We start from the raw sequence: 15,730 nt of genomic DNA on the forward strand, positions 1-15,730 counted from the left end.
CATGGCTGCTCACAAGAACACCGCCACCGCCCCGGACGCCACCGGCCACAGAGCCCTGGGCAGCGACGACTACGCCCTCGCCCGCGTCCCGCGCGAGGAACGGCTCGGCTTCTGGACGATGCTGCTGCAGTGGCTCGCCCAGTCCGGATCGATCTCGCAGTTCACGCTCGGCGCCACGATCGGCGTCGGAATGTCCTTCGGCAACGCCTTCCTCGCCTTCACCCTCGGCGCCGTGATCCTGGAAGTCGTGATCTTCGCGATCGGCCTGGCCGGGATGCGCGAGGGCCTTGCGACACCCCTGCTGACCCGCTGGGTCGGCTTCGGCCGCAACGGCTCCGCGCTGGTCAGCCTCGTCATCTCCATCAGCCTCGTCGGCTGGTTCGGAGTGCAGAACACGATCTTCGGCAACAGCGTCTCCACCCTGGTCGGCGGCCCGTCGTGGCTGTGGTGTGTCGTCGCGGGCCTGGCCATCACCGTCCTGGTGGTCTTCGGCTTCCGGTACATGGCGATCTTCGCGAAGATCGTCACCCCGCTGTTCTTCACGATGGTCGCCTGGTCCGTCACCGACGCCCTGAGCAAGCACTCGATCTCCGACCTCGTCCACTCGCCGGCCCCCGGCCCGGCCATCCCGCTGTCGGTCGCCGCGACCGCCATCGCGGGCGGCTTCATGACCGGCGCGATCGTCGCACCCGAGATGACCCGCTACAACAAGAAGGGCGCGCACGTCTTCGTGCAGAGCGCCTCGTCCATGATCCTGTCCGAGTACATCGTCGGCCTGACCGGTGTCCTCCTCGGCCACCTGGTGGGCACCAACCAGGTCTCCCAGATCGTGCTCTCCACCTCCGGCGTCTTCGGTGTGCTGGTCGTCCTGATGTCCACGGCGAAGATCAACGACTGGAACCTCTACGGCTCCTCGCTCGGCGTCGTGAACTTCTTCCAGGTCGTCTTCCGCAAGCGCCTGCGCCGCGGCGCCGTCACCATCGTCCTCGGCCTCGCCGGCACCCTCCTGTCCGCGGTCGGCATCATGACGCACTTCACCGACTTCCTGTCGGTCCTCGGCGTGGCCATCCCGCCGGTCGGCGGCATCATCGTCGCCGAGTACTGGGTGGTGCGCCGCATGCGCGGACCGCTCGACGCCACCCGCGATTCGCAGACCCTGCCCGCCACCTCGCCGGTCTGGGTGCCGATGTCCCTGGTCATCTGGGCCGCGGCGTTCTGCGTCGGCAAGTTCTACGACGGCGGCATCCCCGCCCTCAACTCCCTGCTCACCGCCTTCGTCCTCTACTGCGTGCTCGGCCTCGCCGGCTGGGTCAAGACGTACGGCACCACCACCCTCGACGACGAGACCGCCGACGGCGCGGGGAAGTCCCCGACCACCACCGGCACCGCCCCCGTAGGAGCGTCATGACCACCGCCCCCTCCCTCGTCGTCGCCTCCGAGGAGGCACAGCGCGAGGCGATCGAACTGTGCGCGGAGCTGATCCGCTTCGACACCTCCAACCCCACCAGCAACGAGCGGGCCTGCGCCGACCGCGTCGTCGAGCTCCTCGCCGAGGCCGGCATCACCTCGGAACTGGTCGAGAGCGCGCCGGGCCGCGCCAACGTCGTCGCCCGCATCCTTGGCAGCGATGCAGCTCGTGGGGCACTGCTCGTCCACGGCCACCTGGACGTCGTACCGGCCGACCCGGACGAGTGGCAGGTCCCGCCGTTCTCCGGCGAGATCCGCGACGGCTACCTGTGGGGCCGGGGCGCCATCGACATGAAGGACACGGTGGCGGTCATGCTGGCCACCGCCCGGCACTTCGCCCGCACCGGCACCCGGCCCTCGCGCGACATCGTCCTGGCCTTCCTCGCCGACGAGGAGGCGGGCGGCAGGTACGGCGCGCACTGGCTGGTCGAGCACCGGCCCGAGCTGTTCGCCGGCGTCACGGAGGCGATCGGCGAGGGCGGCGGGTTCAGCTACGCGCTCGACGACACCCAGCGGCTGTACCCGATCGAGAACGCCCAGCGCGGCATGGCCTGGATGGAACTGACAGCCACCGGCCGCGCGGGCCACGGCTCCTCGCCCAACGACGAGAACGCGGTCACCGACCTGGCCGAGTCGCTCACCCGCATCGGCCGCCACACCTTCCCGATCCGCCTGATCGAACCGGTGCGCGCACTGCTCGCCGAGGCCGCACGGCTCCAGGGCGTCGACATCGACTTCGACGCCGACGACCTCGACACGGAACTGGCCAAGCTCGGTCCCGTCGCCGACTTCACGCAGGTGGTGCTGCGCAACTCCGCCAACCCCACCATGTTCTCGGCCGGCTACCAGACGAACGTGATCCCGGGCCGGGCCACCGCCCGCGTCGACGGCCGCTTCCTGCCCGGCCACGAGCAGGAACTCGTCGACACCATCGACGCGTTGCTGCTGCCGTCGGTCACCCGGCAGTGGGTCAACCACGACATCGCCATGGAGACCTCCTTCGACGGCCCCCTCGTCGACGCGATGTGCGCGGCCGTACGCGCCGAGGACCCCGACGGCCATCCGGTGCCGTACTGCAACCCGGGCGGCACCGACGCGAAGGCCTTCACGAAGCTCGGCATCCGCTGCTTCGGCTTCAAGGGACTGAAACTGCCCCACGACCTCGACTACGGCCGCCTCTTCCACGGAGTCGACGAACGAGTCCCCCTCGAAGGCCTGCGCTTCGGCGTCCGGGTCATGACCCGCCTGTGGCAGAACTGCTGAACCACGCCGTGGGGCTCGGCGAGAAGACGCTCACCGAGCCCCACGGGTGCCCTCGACGAGCCGCGTCAGTGCCGGTCGGCCACTCGCCCGGCGACCGAGAACCCGGCTCCGCACTCCCCGCATGTCGCGCAGCCGAGGAGACGGGTGAGTCCCAGTGCACATCCCCGGCTGCATATGCGAACTACGCAGGACGGCGGAGGAGTTACGCAGCCGTTTGCACACGGCGGTGTCGTGTTTGCTGCGCGGTTGTCGTCACGCATCCGTTCGGAGCGCCCCAGGCCCTGCGGGGGTCGGCCCGACACCGGGTGAGACCACGCCCTGTCGGGTGCTGTCCCCGCAGGACCGAACTCGCCCAAGACGGGCTTCCCCGGCGTCGGGGGAGTAGGCGCAGTGCAGCAGCCGATCGGATTCGGTCGGCAGGTAGTCGCCCAGCGAGTGGGTGAGTCCGGCGAACGCTACAACGACCTGCTCGGCGATGGCACCGCGCTGCTGTCGAGACCTGCGTCCCATCGGCACCACGTACCGACGAGGCTGTCCACCCTGTAACCACTCGTGCGCAGGGTGCCCGGCGGCCGACAGATCATGGCAGCCGTCGCTACTGCGTGATCGTCCAGCCGCCGTCGACGACGAGTACGGCACCGTTGACGTACGCGGCCAGTGGGGAGAGCAGGAAGAGGATCGGCCACGCCAGTTCGTCCGGCGTTCCCATCCGGCCGAGCGGGATGCGGCCCAGCACCCGTCGGCCGGACTCGGACTGGGCGAAGCCGGTGAGGCGGGGTGTGTCGGTCATCCCCGGAGCGACGGCGTTGCTGCGGAAGGCCGTGGCGTGGTGTGCGGCGAGATGGCGCACGTAGCCGGCGAGTGCGGCCTTGGCCGCCGAGTACCAGTCGCTCGCGGTGCCGATCCGGTTCCCGGCCACCGAGGCTGTCGCCACCATGGCGGCGTGCGGAGGGAGTTCCCGTGACGACCAGGCCTCGGTCATCGCCCGGGCGCCGCCGACGCCGATGCGCATCGCGTCGTCGAAGCCGATCGGGACAGAGGACGCCGGCCCGGCGTTGTTGACCAGGAACGCGGGGTTCCCGAACCGCTCGCGCACCGTCGCGAAGCCGTGCTCCACGGCAGCCGGATCGGAGATGTCACCGACGTGGGTGTGCAACCGGTCGCCGACGCCGGCCTCGTCGGCGAGAGTCCCCAGGCCGTCCGGGTTCAGGTCCCACGCCGAGACGCTCAGTCCGAGTTCGAGGCCGCGGCGGGCCACCGAGCGGCCGATGCCGCTCCCGGCACCGGTGACGAGCATCGCCTCACCAGGGGCGTATCCGAGGCCGATCGCGTGCGGTGTGGTCATGGGTGGCTCCGTTCCATGGTTGACGTCCTCCCCCTCGTGAGCGAGGGGGATTCCCCTATGAGGGGGTTCGGCCGGTCGCCCGGCTTACGGGTTCCTGCTTCACAGACCGGCTGATGCCGAGGTCTCCACAGGCTGACACCGCGAGCCCCGCGGCCTTGATGTTCTTCGCCGCGTTCACGTCGGCATGATCGGTGTTGCCACACCCAGGGTGCTTGCACCGGAAGACCGCTTGGCTCTCGCGGTTGCCTTCGGTGACGAACCCGCAGGCGTGACAGCGCTGCGACGTGTACGCGGGATTGACTTTCAACACGGTCGTGCCCGTGTAGCGGGCAGCGCCCAACAGGGCGAGTTCGAGGCGGTGCCATCCCTTGTCGAGGATGGCCCGGTTCAGTCCGGCCTTGGCCCGCACGTTCCGGCCCGGCGCCCCGGCGGTCCCGGCAGCCGACGCCGACATGTTCCTCGTCCTGAGTTCTTCCAGGACGACAAGCGCGTTCTGCACGACGATCCGGGCGGCCGTCTGCGCGCAGAAGTCGCCGCGCCGGTCGGTGACACGGCCCATGATCTTGTTCATGGCCGCGATGGTCCTGTGCCGATTCGCCGACCCGCGCCTGGTACGCGCGAGGCGTTGCTGGAGCCGCCGGTAGCGCACCGTCTCACCGGCCGTGATGAACGCCCGGTCGTGGAAGTCCCCGTCGGAGGTGACGGCGGCGGTCTTCACCCCACGGTCGATCCCCACAGCCGTGCCGGGCATGGCATGCCACTCGGGCGTCGTGGCGCCGTCGTCCACGAGAAACGACACGAACCAGGGCCCGGACTTCTTCGACACGGTTGCCGAGCGGATCTCACCGCCCAGGGGACGGGACCAGCGGAACCGCACCCATCCCAGCTTCGGCAGCTTCACACGCCCCCACTTCCGGCCCAGCCGCTCCACCGTGATCTGCTTCGCGTCGGGGAACCGGAACGAAGGAGACCAGCGGGCCCTGGACCGCCAACGCACCTTGAACGTGCCGTGCTCCCGGCACGCCCGGTCCAGATCCTTCAGGGTCTGCTGGAGCACGTGCGACGGCGCGGCCCTCAGCCACGAGTGCTCGCGCTTGGCATCGGCCAGCTCTGCGCACTGCGGGGCGTAGTTCATCCACGCCCCGCGTCGCCGGTACTCCCGACGCTGCTCCAGGCCGGTGTTCCACACCGCACGGCACACATCCGCGAACTCCTGACACTGCACAGCCTGCCCGGCCGTCAGCTCAAGCCGGTACCTACGGCCCGACAGCATGAAACACCCCCCTCAGCCGAAGCGATCAACCTAGTACACGCCACTGACAACCCAGCGAACTCCGCCGCAACTCGGCTCCAGCGCGAGGATGGGCTAACCCCGCCCCAAAGGACGGGGCTTGCGCCCAAGACCTACGGTCAGATGCCGTAGCCGCCGTCGACATCGAGCTTCTGGCCGGTGACGAATGCGGCGCGGTCGGAGGAGAGGTACTCGATCGCCTCGGCGACGTCCTGGGCACTGCCGAAGGTGCGCAGCGCGATGTTGGACCGAGCGACCTCGAGTGCCCGTCCGTTCAGATCGCCGGAAGCCATCAGGCGGGCCGACATCCCGTCCTCGAGCATGCCGGGCCCGACGCAGTTGACCCGCACGCCGTATCGGCCCTCCTCGGCCGCGAGCGCCCGGGCGAGTGACTCGACGGCCCCCTTCGGGGCTGCCGAGAGCCCGTCGCGGACCGGGTAGCGCCGGGTCGCGGCGGTCGTGACGACCGTGATCGACCCTCGGGTACGGCGCAGTCCGGGCAGCACCGCACGGACGAGGTTGAAGAAGCCCCCGACGTCCTGATGCACCTGGTCGGTGAACGCCTCCGGTGCGACCCGGGACAGATGGATCATCGGCACGTGCGGCCCTGCCGCGTGCACCACCGTACGGACGTCACCGACCGTGGCCTCGGCCTCGGCGACGAACCCGGAGACCTGCTGCGCGTCGGAGAGTTCGCAGGCGCCGGCGTAGGCCACGCGATCGCCGAGCTCGTCGATGAGCTCAGTCGGACGCTTGCTTCGGTACGCGACGACGAGAGGGACACCCGCCGCCGCGAGCCGCCTGCAGACAGCGCTGCCGATGCCGCCGGCCGCGCCGGTCACAAGAGCCGTACCACGTGTGTCCATCTGCGGTGTTCCCTTTGCCGAAGAGCCGGGTTTGACGACGTATTGACTGGTGTGAGTTGCGTCATGCTAGCTTACCCAACCTAACAAACGCTTGGTTCGTTCAGTGAAGGGCTGTGAGGGATGAAGTTCCGTCTCATGACGACCGCGGGCGCCACGGCGGCGCTGGCGCTCGTTCTCGCAGGATGCGGCTCCGAGGCTGGTGGCAGCGCCGGCGGGGGCGACAAGGGTGAGTACCGCGTGCTGGTGCTCGGTGGTCTGAGTGCCGAGGGCGCGCTCGCCGACAACGCCTCGATGTCGGTCAACGCCGCGAAGGCGGGCGTGGACTTCGCCAACGAACTGGGCGGTGTCGGGGGTCGCAAGGTGACGATCGAGGTCCTCGACGACGGTGCCGACCCGACCGCGGCGGTCACCAAGCTGCGCGAAGCGATCGGCAAGGGCAAGCCGGACCTGGTACTCAACTCGGGTCCGTCCGCGGTCGCGGAGGCCACCCTCCCGATCCTCAACCAGAACCGGATCCTCTCGTTCAACATAGGTCCGACCGCCACCTCGTCCGACCCGTCGAAATTCCCGCTGAACTTCGACCTGTCGCCGGGCCCCGCCGACCAGATCGCCGCGTATCTGCCCTACTTCAAGGAGAAGGGCTACGGCCGCGTCGGGATCCTGCACGGCAACAGCTCCTACGGCGAGGCCTACGGCGAGGTCGCGGAGAAGGCCTTCAGCGACGCCGGTGTCGACGTCACCGCCAACAAGGAGTACGACATCGCGGCGCTCGACATGACCGCGCAGATCGAGGCGATCAAAGCCACCAAGCCGGACGCGCTCGTCCTCGACGCCTATGGGGCGCCCCTCGGTTACGTGCTCAAGGGCCTCGAGAAGACCGGCTGGGACATCCCGGTCATCGGAGACACCTCCGTCGCCGCCACCGACCTCGTCGCGACCCCGCCGCCGAGCGGCGTGCTCGGCACCAGCCAGGTGAAGAACCTGGTGATGCAGGTCTACGTCAGCACCAAGCACGACGAGGCCGCCACCGCGGTGAACAAGGGTGTCGCGCGGCTGAAGAAGCTCGGTGCGATCAAGTCCACGCTGATCCTCGCCTACAACTACGACGCGCTTCCGCTCGTCGTCGCGGCGGCGAAGTCGACCGGCTCCACCGATCCGCAGAAGATCGCGAAGGCTCTGGAGTCCTCGACCGTCCAGGACAAGGCGAAGACCGCGGTCCTCTCCCACTACGGGTTCACCGCCAAGGTCCACCGTCCTTCGAATGTCGAGAAGGAGTTCGCCTTCATCCCGCCGTCGGCGATCAAGGACGGCCAGTTCCAGTAAGTCGGGCGCCCGGGAAGGTCCGGCGCGGGCCGGAGCTTCCCGGGCCCGGAGGTGTCCGGGCACCGCGACCGAAATCATCGTGAGGATCGGAACATGACCCTGCTCTGGGGCGGCCTCGCCCTCGGTGCGGTGTATGCACTCGTGGCCATCGGCTACAACATCGTGTACATATCCGCCAAGTCATTCAATTTCGCACAAGCGCAGCTGATGATGGCCGGCGCCTTCGTCGCGTACAGCGGCCTGGTCGACTGGAAGTTCTCCACCCTCCTCGTCCTGCTGGTCGCAGGAATCGCCGTCGCGGCGCTTGCCGCTCTCGAGTTCTTCGTGGCGATCCGGCCCGTGCGCGACCCGCACAACATCCTGGTCACCACGCTGGGCGCCGCGATCCTCATCGACGGCGCGGCCCAGCTGACCTGGGGCAGCCAGCCGCTCACGGTGCCGTTCTTCGCCGGGGACAAGGCGGTCACGCTGCTGGGCGGCCGGGTCTATCCGGCCGAGTTGTTCCTGATCGGTCTCGCGGTCGCACTGGTGGTGCTGCTCGTCCGGTTCGGCCGCCGCTCGATGACCGGGCTGGCGCTCCTGGGGATGTCCGAGGACCGCGAAGCCGCGCAGTTGCGTGGTGTCAACGTACGGGCCATGGCGTTCGGCGCGTTCGTCGCGGCCGGAGCACTGGCAGGGCTCCTCGGGGTCTTCGTCGGGCCCAAGACCTTCGCTGTGTCGACGCTCGGTGCCGCGCTCGCGCTCAAAGGGTTCGTCGTGCTTGCCATCGGAGGCTTCGGCTCGATGGAGGGCACCCTGGCCGGCGGCCTGGCCGTCGGCCTGGCCGAAGCGCTGGCCTCGCGATACCTCGGCAGTGAGTACGCCAACCTCACCGTCTTCCTCATCCTCATCGTCGTGCTCCTGGCCCGTCCCGCAGGGCTCTTCGTCCGCGCCAAGGAAAGGATGGTGTGATGCGCCTGCTGCGTCGTGCCGGCGACCTGCCGCTGTGGATCGTCCCGCTCGCGCTCGGCGTCGTGGTGCTTTTCCTGCCCCACCTCGGTGCCAGCGCCTCTTTGATCCGTCAGGTGCAGCTCGCACTGATCCTCTCGCTTCTGGCCGGCGGCCTCAATCTCAGCCTCGGGTTCGCCGGTGAACTCGCCCTCGGCCAGGCCGCGATGTACGCCGGCGGTGCGTACGCGGCGGGCCTGATGTCCCGGGCCGGACACACCGACCTCGCGCTGCAACTGGTGGTCGCCGGTCTTGTCGCCCTGCTGGTCGGCATCGTCACCGGTATCCCCGGCCTGCGCCTGGGCAGTTGGTCCCTGGCGATGACCTCCTTCTTCCTGGTGCTGCTGATCCCCGATGTGATCGCGATCTTCAAGGAGCACACGGGCGGCCGCAACGGGCTCAGCGGCATCCTCCCCGCGACGCTCTTCGGACAGCCGCTCAGCTCCGGCGACTACTACATGGTCATCGTCGTGGTGACCGCCGCCTGGTTCGTGATCATGCGGAACATCGCGGTGTCGCGGCACGGGACCGCGCTGCGCGTGCTCAAGCAGTCACCCGTCCTGGCGGCGTCGATGGGCATCTCCGTCTTCCGGATGAAGCTTCTCGCCTATGCCCTGGGCGCGATCCCCGCGGGACTGGCGGGCGCGCTCTTCGCCGGCCTCGACCTCTACGTCTCCCCGGAGACGTTCTCGTTCACGCTGGCGACGACGGTGCTCGCCGCGTCGATCCTCGGCGGCTCCGCAAGCGTGTACGGCGCCCTCATCGGCGCGTTCGTGCTGCAGTTCGGCCTCAACCAGTCCGGTGAGTACGAGCGTTACTCGCTGCTCGTCACCGGTGGCTTCCTGCTCGTCGGCGGCGTACTGCTGACCGGTGGGCTCAGCGGGCTCGCCCGGAGCGCCTGGGCGAAGGTGCTCGCGCGGGCCCCGCGCGAGGAGCCCCGGCCCGACAGTGATGCGGAGATGCTCCCGCTGACCGGGGCGCCGCTCCATGTGCGGGGTGTGTCCAAGGCGTTCGGCGGCAACCAGGCGCTCGCCGGAGTCGATCTCACCGCCGAGCCCGGCCGTGTCACCGCGCTCATCGGCCCCAACGGCTCGGGCAAGACCACGCTGCTCAACATGATCTGCGGCTTCTACCGCACCGATGCGGGCACGATCCGGCTCGGCGACCGTGAACTTCAGGGACGCGGGCCCGACAGGGTCGCGCGAGCCGGTGTGGGGCGCACCTTCCAGACACCGAACATCCCCGAGGGGATCACGGTGCTGGAGGCGGTCATGTCCGGCCGGTATTCCACCCACCGGGTCACGGTGCTGGAGGCGGTTCTGCGGCTGCCGCGCTACCGCCGGGTGCGGCGCGCGGACTTCACCGAGGCGCGTCGTGTGCTCGATCTGGTGGGCATCCGCCATCTGGAGGATTTCGAAGCGGTCGCCCTGCCGCTGGGACAGCGCAGGCTCCTGGAGGTCGCCCGCTGCCTGGTTCGTCAGCCTGGTGTGCTGTTGCTCGACGAGGTCGCATCCGGCCTCGACGAGGACGAGGTGGACCGGCTCGCCGAGGTCGTTCGGCGGGTCCGCGACGCCGGCGGGACGGTGGTGCTGGTCGAGCACAACTTCCAGCTCGTGCTCTCGCTGGCCGACGAGATCGTCGCCCTCGCCCACGGACAGCTGATGGCCCGTGGCACGCCGGAGGAGATCGAGAACGATCCGAGGGTGATGAGCGAGTACCTCGGCATCGAATCCGCCGAAGCAGGCGGGGACCAGCTCGTGATGAGCGACCTCATGCCCGGGCCGGCCGCCGGAGGAGAACAGTGACCGACGCAGCTTCCACCGCGGCACCCCTGCTCGAGGTCCGTGCCCTCGCCACCGGCTACGGCGATCTCCGGGTCGTCCGGGACGTCTCGCTGGAGGTGCGGCCCGGCGAGATCACCGTTCTCCTCGGCCGCAACGGTGCGGGCAAGACCACCACGCTCCGGGCCATTGCCGGACTGAACAAGGTGCTGGCCGGCGAGGTGCTCTTCGAGGGCGCGGACCTCGCCAAGGCCTCGCCCCACAGCCGGGTCGCCCGCGGAGTGGCCTACGTGCAGGAAGGGAAGAGGGTCTTCCACTCCCAGACGATCGAGCAGAACCTGCTGCTCGGCGCCTTCGCCCGCAAGCGCCGGCGCAGCCGGCTGCGAGAGGACGTGGAGCGGATCTACGAGATCTTCCCCGTCCTGGGCGAGAAGCGCCGGATGCCCGCCGCGAGCATGTCCGGCGGGCAGCAGCAGATGCTGGCCATCGGTCAGGCGCTGATGGCACATCCCAAGCTGCTCATGCTCGACGAACCGTCCGGCGGGCTGGCCCCGGTCATCGTCCGCGAGGTGATGCAGCGTGTGCACGAGCTGAAGGACACCGGCATGGGCATCCTGCTGGTCGAGCAGGCCGTGGAGGCTTCCTTCGCCGTGGCCGACCACGTCGTGGTCCTGGACACCGGGCGTACCGTTCTCTCCGCGCGGGCGTCCGAGGTGAACGACCTCACCGTCCTGCGAGACGCCTACTTCGGCAGGCCGCCCGCCGCCTGACGGGCCGTACGTACGGGGGACGGGCGGATCACCGCCCGTCCCTCGTACGTCAACGGGCCGCTTCCAAGGCCGCGCCCGTCCGCCACGCGTCGAGGTGGCGGCGCAGGAGATCCGGGATCGCGGTCGACGCCCCGTCGGGTGTGACGGTGACGACGGTGATCTTCGCCCGGCCGACCAGGACGTCGTCGGAGGTACGACGCATCTCGTGGCACATGTCGAAGGAGCGCCGGCCGACCCGGCCCAGCCGCAGCTCCGCACGGATCTCGTCGAAGAGGCCCACCGGGACCAGGTACTCGCACTCGGTCCGGCAGGTGACGCTCCAGAAGCCGTGCTCCTGCGCGAGACGGTCCTGGCGCAGTCCGTTGAGGTAGAACCACTCGCTCTGCATCCGCTCCATCCAGGGGAACCAGGCACCGTAGTAGAGGATCCCCGCCGGATCGGTGTCGGCGTATCCCAAGCGGAACGTGAGGGTGTGCAGAGGTCCGGCCGACGTGGCCGCGCGCGTGCTCATCCAGGTCCTTTCGATCCGTGCGTTCGAAGTTCAGGCATGACGGGGGAAGTTGGTCCAGCCCTTGCCGTCGACTCGGGCATACCACCCGGAGGCGGCCAGGGTGCCGCCGTCGACGGGCAGGGTGTGGCCGGTCACGTACGCGGCGGCGTCCGAGGTCAGGAACTCGATCACCCGCGCGTATTCGTCCACATGGCCGAAGCGGCCCAGGGGAACCCAGGTCCGGACCCGGTCGGGATCGCGGTCCCCGATCATCAGCGCGGCCGGGGTCTGCTCGCTGTCGGCGAGGTCGGGAGCGATCGCGTTCACCCTGATCCCGTGCCGGCCCACCTCGACCGCCAGGCTCTTGGTGAACGCGACCACCCCGGCGTTGTAGGCCGAGTAGACGACATGGCCCGGGATACCGCGGAGCGCCTCGACAGTCGCGTTGTTGACGATGCAGCCGCGCCCGCGTTCGACCATCCCAGGGAGAACCGCGTGGGTCAGGCGCAGGACGTGCAGCAGATTGAGCTGGTGCATCCGGTCCCATTGCTCCGGGTCGCTGTGCAGGAAGTCGCGGGCCGCCGGACGGAAGTCCCCGACGTTGTTCACCAGGACGCCGACCTGGCCCAGTTCGTCGGCCGTGGCAGTGATCCGGGCGACGGTGTCGGCGTCGGTCACATCGCCGCTCACCACGACACAGCGTCCGCCGCCGTCCGTGATCTCCGCGCACGTCACTGCTGCGGCGGCCGCGTCGATGTCGTTGAGCAGCACCAGGTCGCCGCGTCGGGCGAGGCGACGTGCGGTGGCGCCGCCGATACCCAGGGCACCGCCGGTCACGATGCTGACTTGACGTTCCGTCATCTGTGCCTCCATCTAAAGCAACCTAGCACTTGTTTGGTTCGTCATCTACGATGTCAACCACCCGGACGAGAAGGGCGACACGTGGTGGTCAGCTTCGACATGAGGGGCAAGGTCGTACTCGTCACCGGAGGCGCCCGCGGCGTGGGGGACGGCATCGTGTCGACCTTCCTCGAAGCCGGTGCCGATCTGGAGATCTGCGGGCGCAGCCTGCCGCAGGACCTCCGGGCGGTCGAAGGCCGGCGACCCAGGTTCTCCCAGGTGGATGTCCGCGACGCCGACCAGGTGAGCGCGTGGATCGCGGACGTCGTCGACCGGCACGGCCGCCTCGACGTCGTGGTCAACAACGCCGGCGGCGCACCGTTCACGGACTTCGCCTCCGCATCACCCCGCTTCCACGACAAGATCGCCTCGCTCAACCTGATGGCCGCCGTCTACGTCTGCCACGCGGCGTACCCGGCGCTGCGCAGATCCGGCTCCGGCTCGGTCGTCAACATCACCTCGATCTCGGCACGCAGGCCGAGCCCCGGCACGGCGGTGTACGGGGCGGCCAAGGCGGCGGTGGAGAGCCTGACGGGAAGTCTCGCCGTGGAATGGGCACCCGACGTGCGAGTCAACGCGGTCAGCTGCGGCCTGGTCGCCACACCCGGCTCGGCCGACCACTACGGCGACGCAGAGCAGTTCGCGCGGGTCGCGGCGACCATTCCCCGCGGCGTCTTCGCCAAGCCCGAAGAGATCGGCGCCGCCTGCCTCATGCTCGCCTCGCCGCTCGCCGGCCACATCACGGGCGCCGTGCTCAACGTCGACGGCGGCGGGGAGTGGCCCGCCTTCCTGCAGCACACGCCCAACGCCTGAGCGAGGCCACCTCCCTGAAGGGAGGGGAGCGCGAGAGACGTCGCGACCGAAGGAACCCGAGGGCGCCGCCCCTGACCCCGTGGGCCAGGGGCGGTTGTTGTACGCGGTCAACTGCCGTGGGACAGGTCCTTCTTGAGCACCTTGCCGCCGGCGTTGCGCGGGAGCGCGTCGGTGACGACGAACGTCCGCGGCACCTTGAAGTTGGCCAGTTGCTCCCGGCAGTAGGCGGTGAGCTGCCCGGCGTCGAGTACGGCGCCCCGCCGCGGCACCACGTAAGCCCGGCCGACGGATCCCAGCCGCTCGTCGGGGACGCCGACGACAGCTGACTCGATGAGGTCGGGGTGGCGGCTGAGCACGTTCTCCACCTCGGCGGGGTACACGTTGAAACCGCCGACCGTGAACATGTCCTTGATCCGGTCCGTGATCTTGAGGCAGCCGTGCTCGTCGAGGCGGCCGACGTCGCCGGTGCGGAACCATCCGTGGCGGTCCACGGCCGCCGCGGTCGACGCCGGATCCTCGAAGTAGCCGAGCATCACGTTCTCGCCGCGCAGCCGGATCTCGCCGTCGGTTCCCACCGGGACCGGCGCACCCGACGGATCGACGACCTCGATCTCGACACCCGGCACCGCCGGACCGGTGGTCTCTGCGACATGGCGGGGATCCTCGCCCGGCCGGGACTGGGTCGCGACGACGCACTCCGTGAGGCCGTAGGCCTGGGCGACGGTCTTGAACCCGAGCACGTCCCGCATCTGCTCGAACAAAGACTCCGGCACCGATGCGGCGCCGGCGATCGCGAACCGCAGGGAGGACAGGTCGAAGTCGCGCAGCCGCGGATGGTTGATGAGCGTGGTGAAGATCGTGGGCGCCCCGGGCAGGACGGTGATCCGCTCGCTCTGGACCAGTTCCATGAGCGCGACCGGGACGAAGGTCGGCACCGGATGGATCGCGGTTCCCGCGGTGAGCGCCGAGACGATGCCGGCCTTGTACCCGAAGCCGTGGAAGAACGGGTTCACGATCGCGTACCGGTCCCTGTCGTCGAGCCCGGCCCCGCGCGCCCAGACCTCCGCCACACCGATCGTCTGGCGGTGCGCGCTCATCACACCCTTCGGGACGCCCGTGGTGCCCGAGGTGAACAGGATGTCGCACACCGTGTCCGGCGTGACTCCGGCGGCGGCCTCGGCCACCCGGTCGGAGGCGATCGAGTCCGCCCGGTCGAGGAACTCCGTCCAGCCGATCGTCGCGGGGTACCCGCTCTCGGCGACGTCGACCACCGTGTGCAGGTGCTCCAGTCCGAACAGGCCGCCCGAGCGGGCGCCCTCCCCGGCCTGCTCGAGCATGGCCAGGTAGTCGGCGCCCAGGAAGCCGTTCGCGGTCACCAGTACACTCGCCCGGGACCGTGCGAGGATCACTCTGGCCTCGTGGCCCCGGTAGCGCGTATTGAGCGGCACGACGGATGCTCCGAGATTCTGGGCGCCCAGCAGTGCCAGGATGAACTCGTGCCGGTTCGGCACCCAGACCGCCACCCGGTCGCCCGGCGCCACTCCGGTGGCCAGGAACGCGCGACTGACCCGTTCGACCGACGCCGCGAGCCCGGAGTAGCTCAGCCTGACGTGGCCGTCCACGATCGCCGGCCGGTCTGCGAACTGCTCGGCGCCGTAGGACAGTAGGGCGGGAACCGTACGTGGTGTCATGGACCAGACTCCTAGTTGAGCAAGTGCTTGTTAGGTACACTGCGTCTGGGCACCATGATCTGTGTCATGAACGCCCATGCGCAGTGCCGACCGGCGCAGCAGAAGGGAACGGGGAGATGGCGACGACTCAGGCCGCAGGAAAGGGCCGCAGGCGAGGCAGCTCGACCAGCTCCGCACGCCGGGCGCAGCTTCTCGCCATCGCGGCCGAGATGTTCGCGACGCGTGGCTACGCCCAGACGACGGTCCGCGACATCGCGGACGAGGCGGGCATCCTGTCCGGCAGCCTCTATCACCACTTCTCGTCGAAGGAGGCGATGCTCACAGAGATCCTCCAGGGCTTCCTCGGCGGCCTCCATCAGCGGTTCGTGCAGATCGTCGAAGAGGGCGACAACCCGAAGGACATCCTCGACGAGCTGATCCGGTGCTCGTTCGCGACCATTCACGAAGCCCCGCAGGCCGTCGCGCTGTACCAGAACGAGTCCTCGTTCCTGGCCACGGTGCCCGGGTTCGACTTCGTCGCCAAGACCAGTCGGGACATCGAGCAGGTGTGGCTCGGCGTTCTCGACGCGGGCCGGATGTCCGGCATCTTCCGCAAGGATCTCGACCGGGACCTCGCGTACCGCTACATCCGGGACGCTGTCTGGTCCGCCGTCCGCTGGTACCGGCCCGGAGGCCGCTTCAGTTACGAGACCATGGCGGAGCAGTACCTCGTGATGCTGCACGACGGCCTGCTCAGGCCCTGA

At 69.3% G+C, this 15,730-nt stretch carries 14 protein-coding genes; 8 read left to right on the plus strand and 6 right to left on the minus strand.

Going from position 1 to position 15,730, the window contains the following annotated elements; genetic code table 11:
* Nucleotide 1 precedes the first annotated feature (1 nt).
* Complete coding sequence (locus tag ACWD5D_RS16410; RefSeq protein ID WP_451373374.1) at nucleotides 2-1,408, plus strand: cytosine permease; 1,407 nt, start codon at nucleotides 2-4, stop codon at nucleotides 1,406-1,408.
* Nucleotides 1,405-2,730 carry a M20/M25/M40 family metallo-hydrolase gene (locus ACWD5D_RS16415; protein WP_451373375.1) on the plus strand — a complete coding sequence of 442 codons (1,326 nt, stop codon included), beginning with the start codon at nucleotides 1,405-1,407 and terminating at the stop codon, nucleotides 2,728-2,730. Before ACWD5D_RS16410 ends, ACWD5D_RS16415 begins: the two co-directional genes overlap by 4 nt.
* Before the next feature lie 595 nt (nucleotides 2,731-3,325).
* Here ACWD5D_RS16415 and ACWD5D_RS16420 read toward each other — a convergent pair.
* The 3 genes from ACWD5D_RS16420 to ACWD5D_RS16430 form a co-directional block, all read right to left on the minus strand.
* The gene (locus ACWD5D_RS16420) at nucleotides 3,326-4,075 is read right to left on the minus strand and encodes an SDR family NAD(P)-dependent oxidoreductase (protein ID WP_451373376.1); all 750 of its coding nucleotides are present in this window, start codon (nucleotides 4,073-4,075) and stop codon (nucleotides 3,326-3,328) included.
* Between the two features lie 55 nt (nucleotides 4,076-4,130).
* Nucleotides 4,131-5,348, minus strand: a complete 1,218-nt coding sequence (locus ACWD5D_RS16425; RefSeq protein ID WP_451373377.1) for an RNA-guided endonuclease InsQ/TnpB family protein — start codon at nucleotides 5,346-5,348, stop codon at nucleotides 4,131-4,133.
* 137 nt (nucleotides 5,349-5,485) lie between these two features.
* Nucleotides 5,486-6,232, minus strand: coding sequence for an SDR family NAD(P)-dependent oxidoreductase (locus tag ACWD5D_RS16430; RefSeq protein WP_451373378.1), 747 nt, complete (start codon nucleotides 6,230-6,232; stop codon nucleotides 5,486-5,488).
* A gap of 120 nt (nucleotides 6,233-6,352) precedes the next feature.
* On the opposite strand from ACWD5D_RS16430, the gene ACWD5D_RS16435 reads away from it, so the two are divergent.
* The 4 genes from ACWD5D_RS16435 (at nucleotide 6,353) to ACWD5D_RS16450 (ending at nucleotide 11,093) form a co-directional block, all read left to right on the plus strand.
* Nucleotides 6,353-7,555 (plus strand): ABC transporter substrate-binding protein, encoded by a 1,203-nt coding sequence (locus tag ACWD5D_RS16435; RefSeq protein ID WP_451373379.1) that lies wholly within the window; start codon nucleotides 6,353-6,355, stop codon nucleotides 7,553-7,555.
* 93 nt (nucleotides 7,556-7,648) lie between these two features.
* The gene (locus ACWD5D_RS16440) at nucleotides 7,649-8,506 is read left to right on the plus strand and encodes a branched-chain amino acid ABC transporter permease (RefSeq protein WP_451373380.1); all 858 of its coding nucleotides are present in this window, start codon (nucleotides 7,649-7,651) and stop codon (nucleotides 8,504-8,506) included.
* Nucleotides 8,506-10,347: a branched-chain amino acid ABC transporter ATP-binding protein/permease gene (locus ACWD5D_RS16445; RefSeq protein WP_451373381.1), complete on the plus strand. Its 1,842-nt coding sequence runs from the start codon at nucleotides 8,506-8,508 to the stop codon at nucleotides 10,345-10,347. Before ACWD5D_RS16440 ends, ACWD5D_RS16445 begins: the two co-directional genes overlap by 1 nt.
* Entirely contained in the window at nucleotides 10,344-11,093 is a 750-nt protein-coding gene (locus tag ACWD5D_RS16450) for an ABC transporter ATP-binding protein (protein WP_451373382.1), read from the plus strand. The genes ACWD5D_RS16445 and ACWD5D_RS16450 overlap by 4 nt, the downstream gene beginning before the upstream one ends.
* Nucleotides 11,094-11,142: 49 nt before the next feature.
* On the opposite strand, the gene ACWD5D_RS16455 is transcribed toward ACWD5D_RS16450, so the two are convergent.
* Together ACWD5D_RS16455 and ACWD5D_RS16460 are read right to left on the minus strand one after the other, a co-directional pair.
* Nucleotides 11,143-11,604, minus strand: a complete 462-nt coding sequence (locus tag ACWD5D_RS16455; protein WP_451373383.1) for an acyl-CoA thioesterase — start codon at nucleotides 11,602-11,604, stop codon at nucleotides 11,143-11,145.
* A gap of 30 nt (nucleotides 11,605-11,634) precedes the next feature.
* Nucleotides 11,635-12,444, minus strand: coding sequence for an SDR family NAD(P)-dependent oxidoreductase (locus tag ACWD5D_RS16460; RefSeq protein ID WP_451373384.1), 810 nt, complete (start codon nucleotides 12,442-12,444; stop codon nucleotides 11,635-11,637).
* Between the two features lie 81 nt (nucleotides 12,445-12,525).
* Between ACWD5D_RS16460 and ACWD5D_RS16465 the strand changes: the two genes are divergently transcribed.
* Complete coding sequence (locus ACWD5D_RS16465; protein WP_451373385.1) at nucleotides 12,526-13,296, plus strand: SDR family oxidoreductase; 771 nt, start codon at nucleotides 12,526-12,528, stop codon at nucleotides 13,294-13,296.
* 107 nt (nucleotides 13,297-13,403) lie between these two features.
* Here the strand turns inward: ACWD5D_RS16465 and ACWD5D_RS16470 are convergent, their stop codons facing one another.
* Nucleotides 13,404-14,987 (minus strand): AMP-binding protein, encoded by a 1,584-nt coding sequence (locus ACWD5D_RS16470; protein ID WP_451373386.1) that lies wholly within the window; start codon nucleotides 14,985-14,987, stop codon nucleotides 13,404-13,406.
* Between the two features lie 116 nt (nucleotides 14,988-15,103).
* Between ACWD5D_RS16470 and ACWD5D_RS16475 the strand changes: the two genes are divergently transcribed.
* Nucleotides 15,104-15,730: a TetR/AcrR family transcriptional regulator gene (locus tag ACWD5D_RS16475; RefSeq protein WP_451373387.1), complete on the plus strand. Its 627-nt coding sequence runs from the start codon at nucleotides 15,104-15,106 to the stop codon at nucleotides 15,728-15,730.

Source organism: Streptomyces sp. NPDC002520, assembly GCF_053595235.1.

Excerpts from the sequence above, each read along its gene's own strand:
- ACWD5D_RS16475 (WP_451373387.1), top strand. The coding sequence starts at position 15,104 with ATGGCGACGACTCAGGCCGCAGGAAAGGGCCGCAGGCGAGGCAGCTCG.
- ACWD5D_RS16420 (WP_451373376.1), bottom strand. The coding sequence starts at position 4,075 with ATGACCACACCGCACGCGATCGGCCTCGGATACGCCCCTGGTGAGGCG.
- ACWD5D_RS16425 (WP_451373377.1), bottom strand. The coding sequence starts at position 5,348 with ATGCTGTCGGGCCGTAGGTACCGGCTTGAGCTGACGGCCGGGCAGGCT.
- ACWD5D_RS16440 (WP_451373380.1), top strand. The coding sequence starts at position 7,649 with ATGACCCTGCTCTGGGGCGGCCTCGCCCTCGGTGCGGTGTATGCACTC.
- ACWD5D_RS16455 (WP_451373383.1), bottom strand. The coding sequence starts at position 11,604 with ATGAGCACGCGCGCGGCCACGTCGGCCGGACCTCTGCACACCCTCACG.
- ACWD5D_RS16410 (WP_451373374.1), top strand. The coding sequence starts at position 2 with ATGGCTGCTCACAAGAACACCGCCACCGCCCCGGACGCCACCGGCCAC.
- ACWD5D_RS16435 (WP_451373379.1), top strand. The coding sequence starts at position 6,353 with ATGAAGTTCCGTCTCATGACGACCGCGGGCGCCACGGCGGCGCTGGCG.
- ACWD5D_RS16430 (WP_451373378.1), bottom strand. The coding sequence starts at position 6,232 with ATGGACACACGTGGTACGGCTCTTGTGACCGGCGCGGCCGGCGGCATC.
- ACWD5D_RS16415 (WP_451373375.1), top strand. The coding sequence starts at position 1,405 with ATGACCACCGCCCCCTCCCTCGTCGTCGCCTCCGAGGAGGCACAGCGC.
- ACWD5D_RS16460 (WP_451373384.1), bottom strand. The coding sequence starts at position 12,444 with ATGACGGAACGTCAAGTCAGCATCGTGACCGGCGGTGCCCTGGGTATC.
- ACWD5D_RS16470 (WP_451373386.1), bottom strand. The coding sequence starts at position 14,987 with ATGACACCACGTACGGTTCCCGCCCTACTGTCCTACGGCGCCGAGCAG.
- ACWD5D_RS16445 (WP_451373381.1), top strand. The coding sequence starts at position 8,506 with ATGCGCCTGCTGCGTCGTGCCGGCGACCTGCCGCTGTGGATCGTCCCG.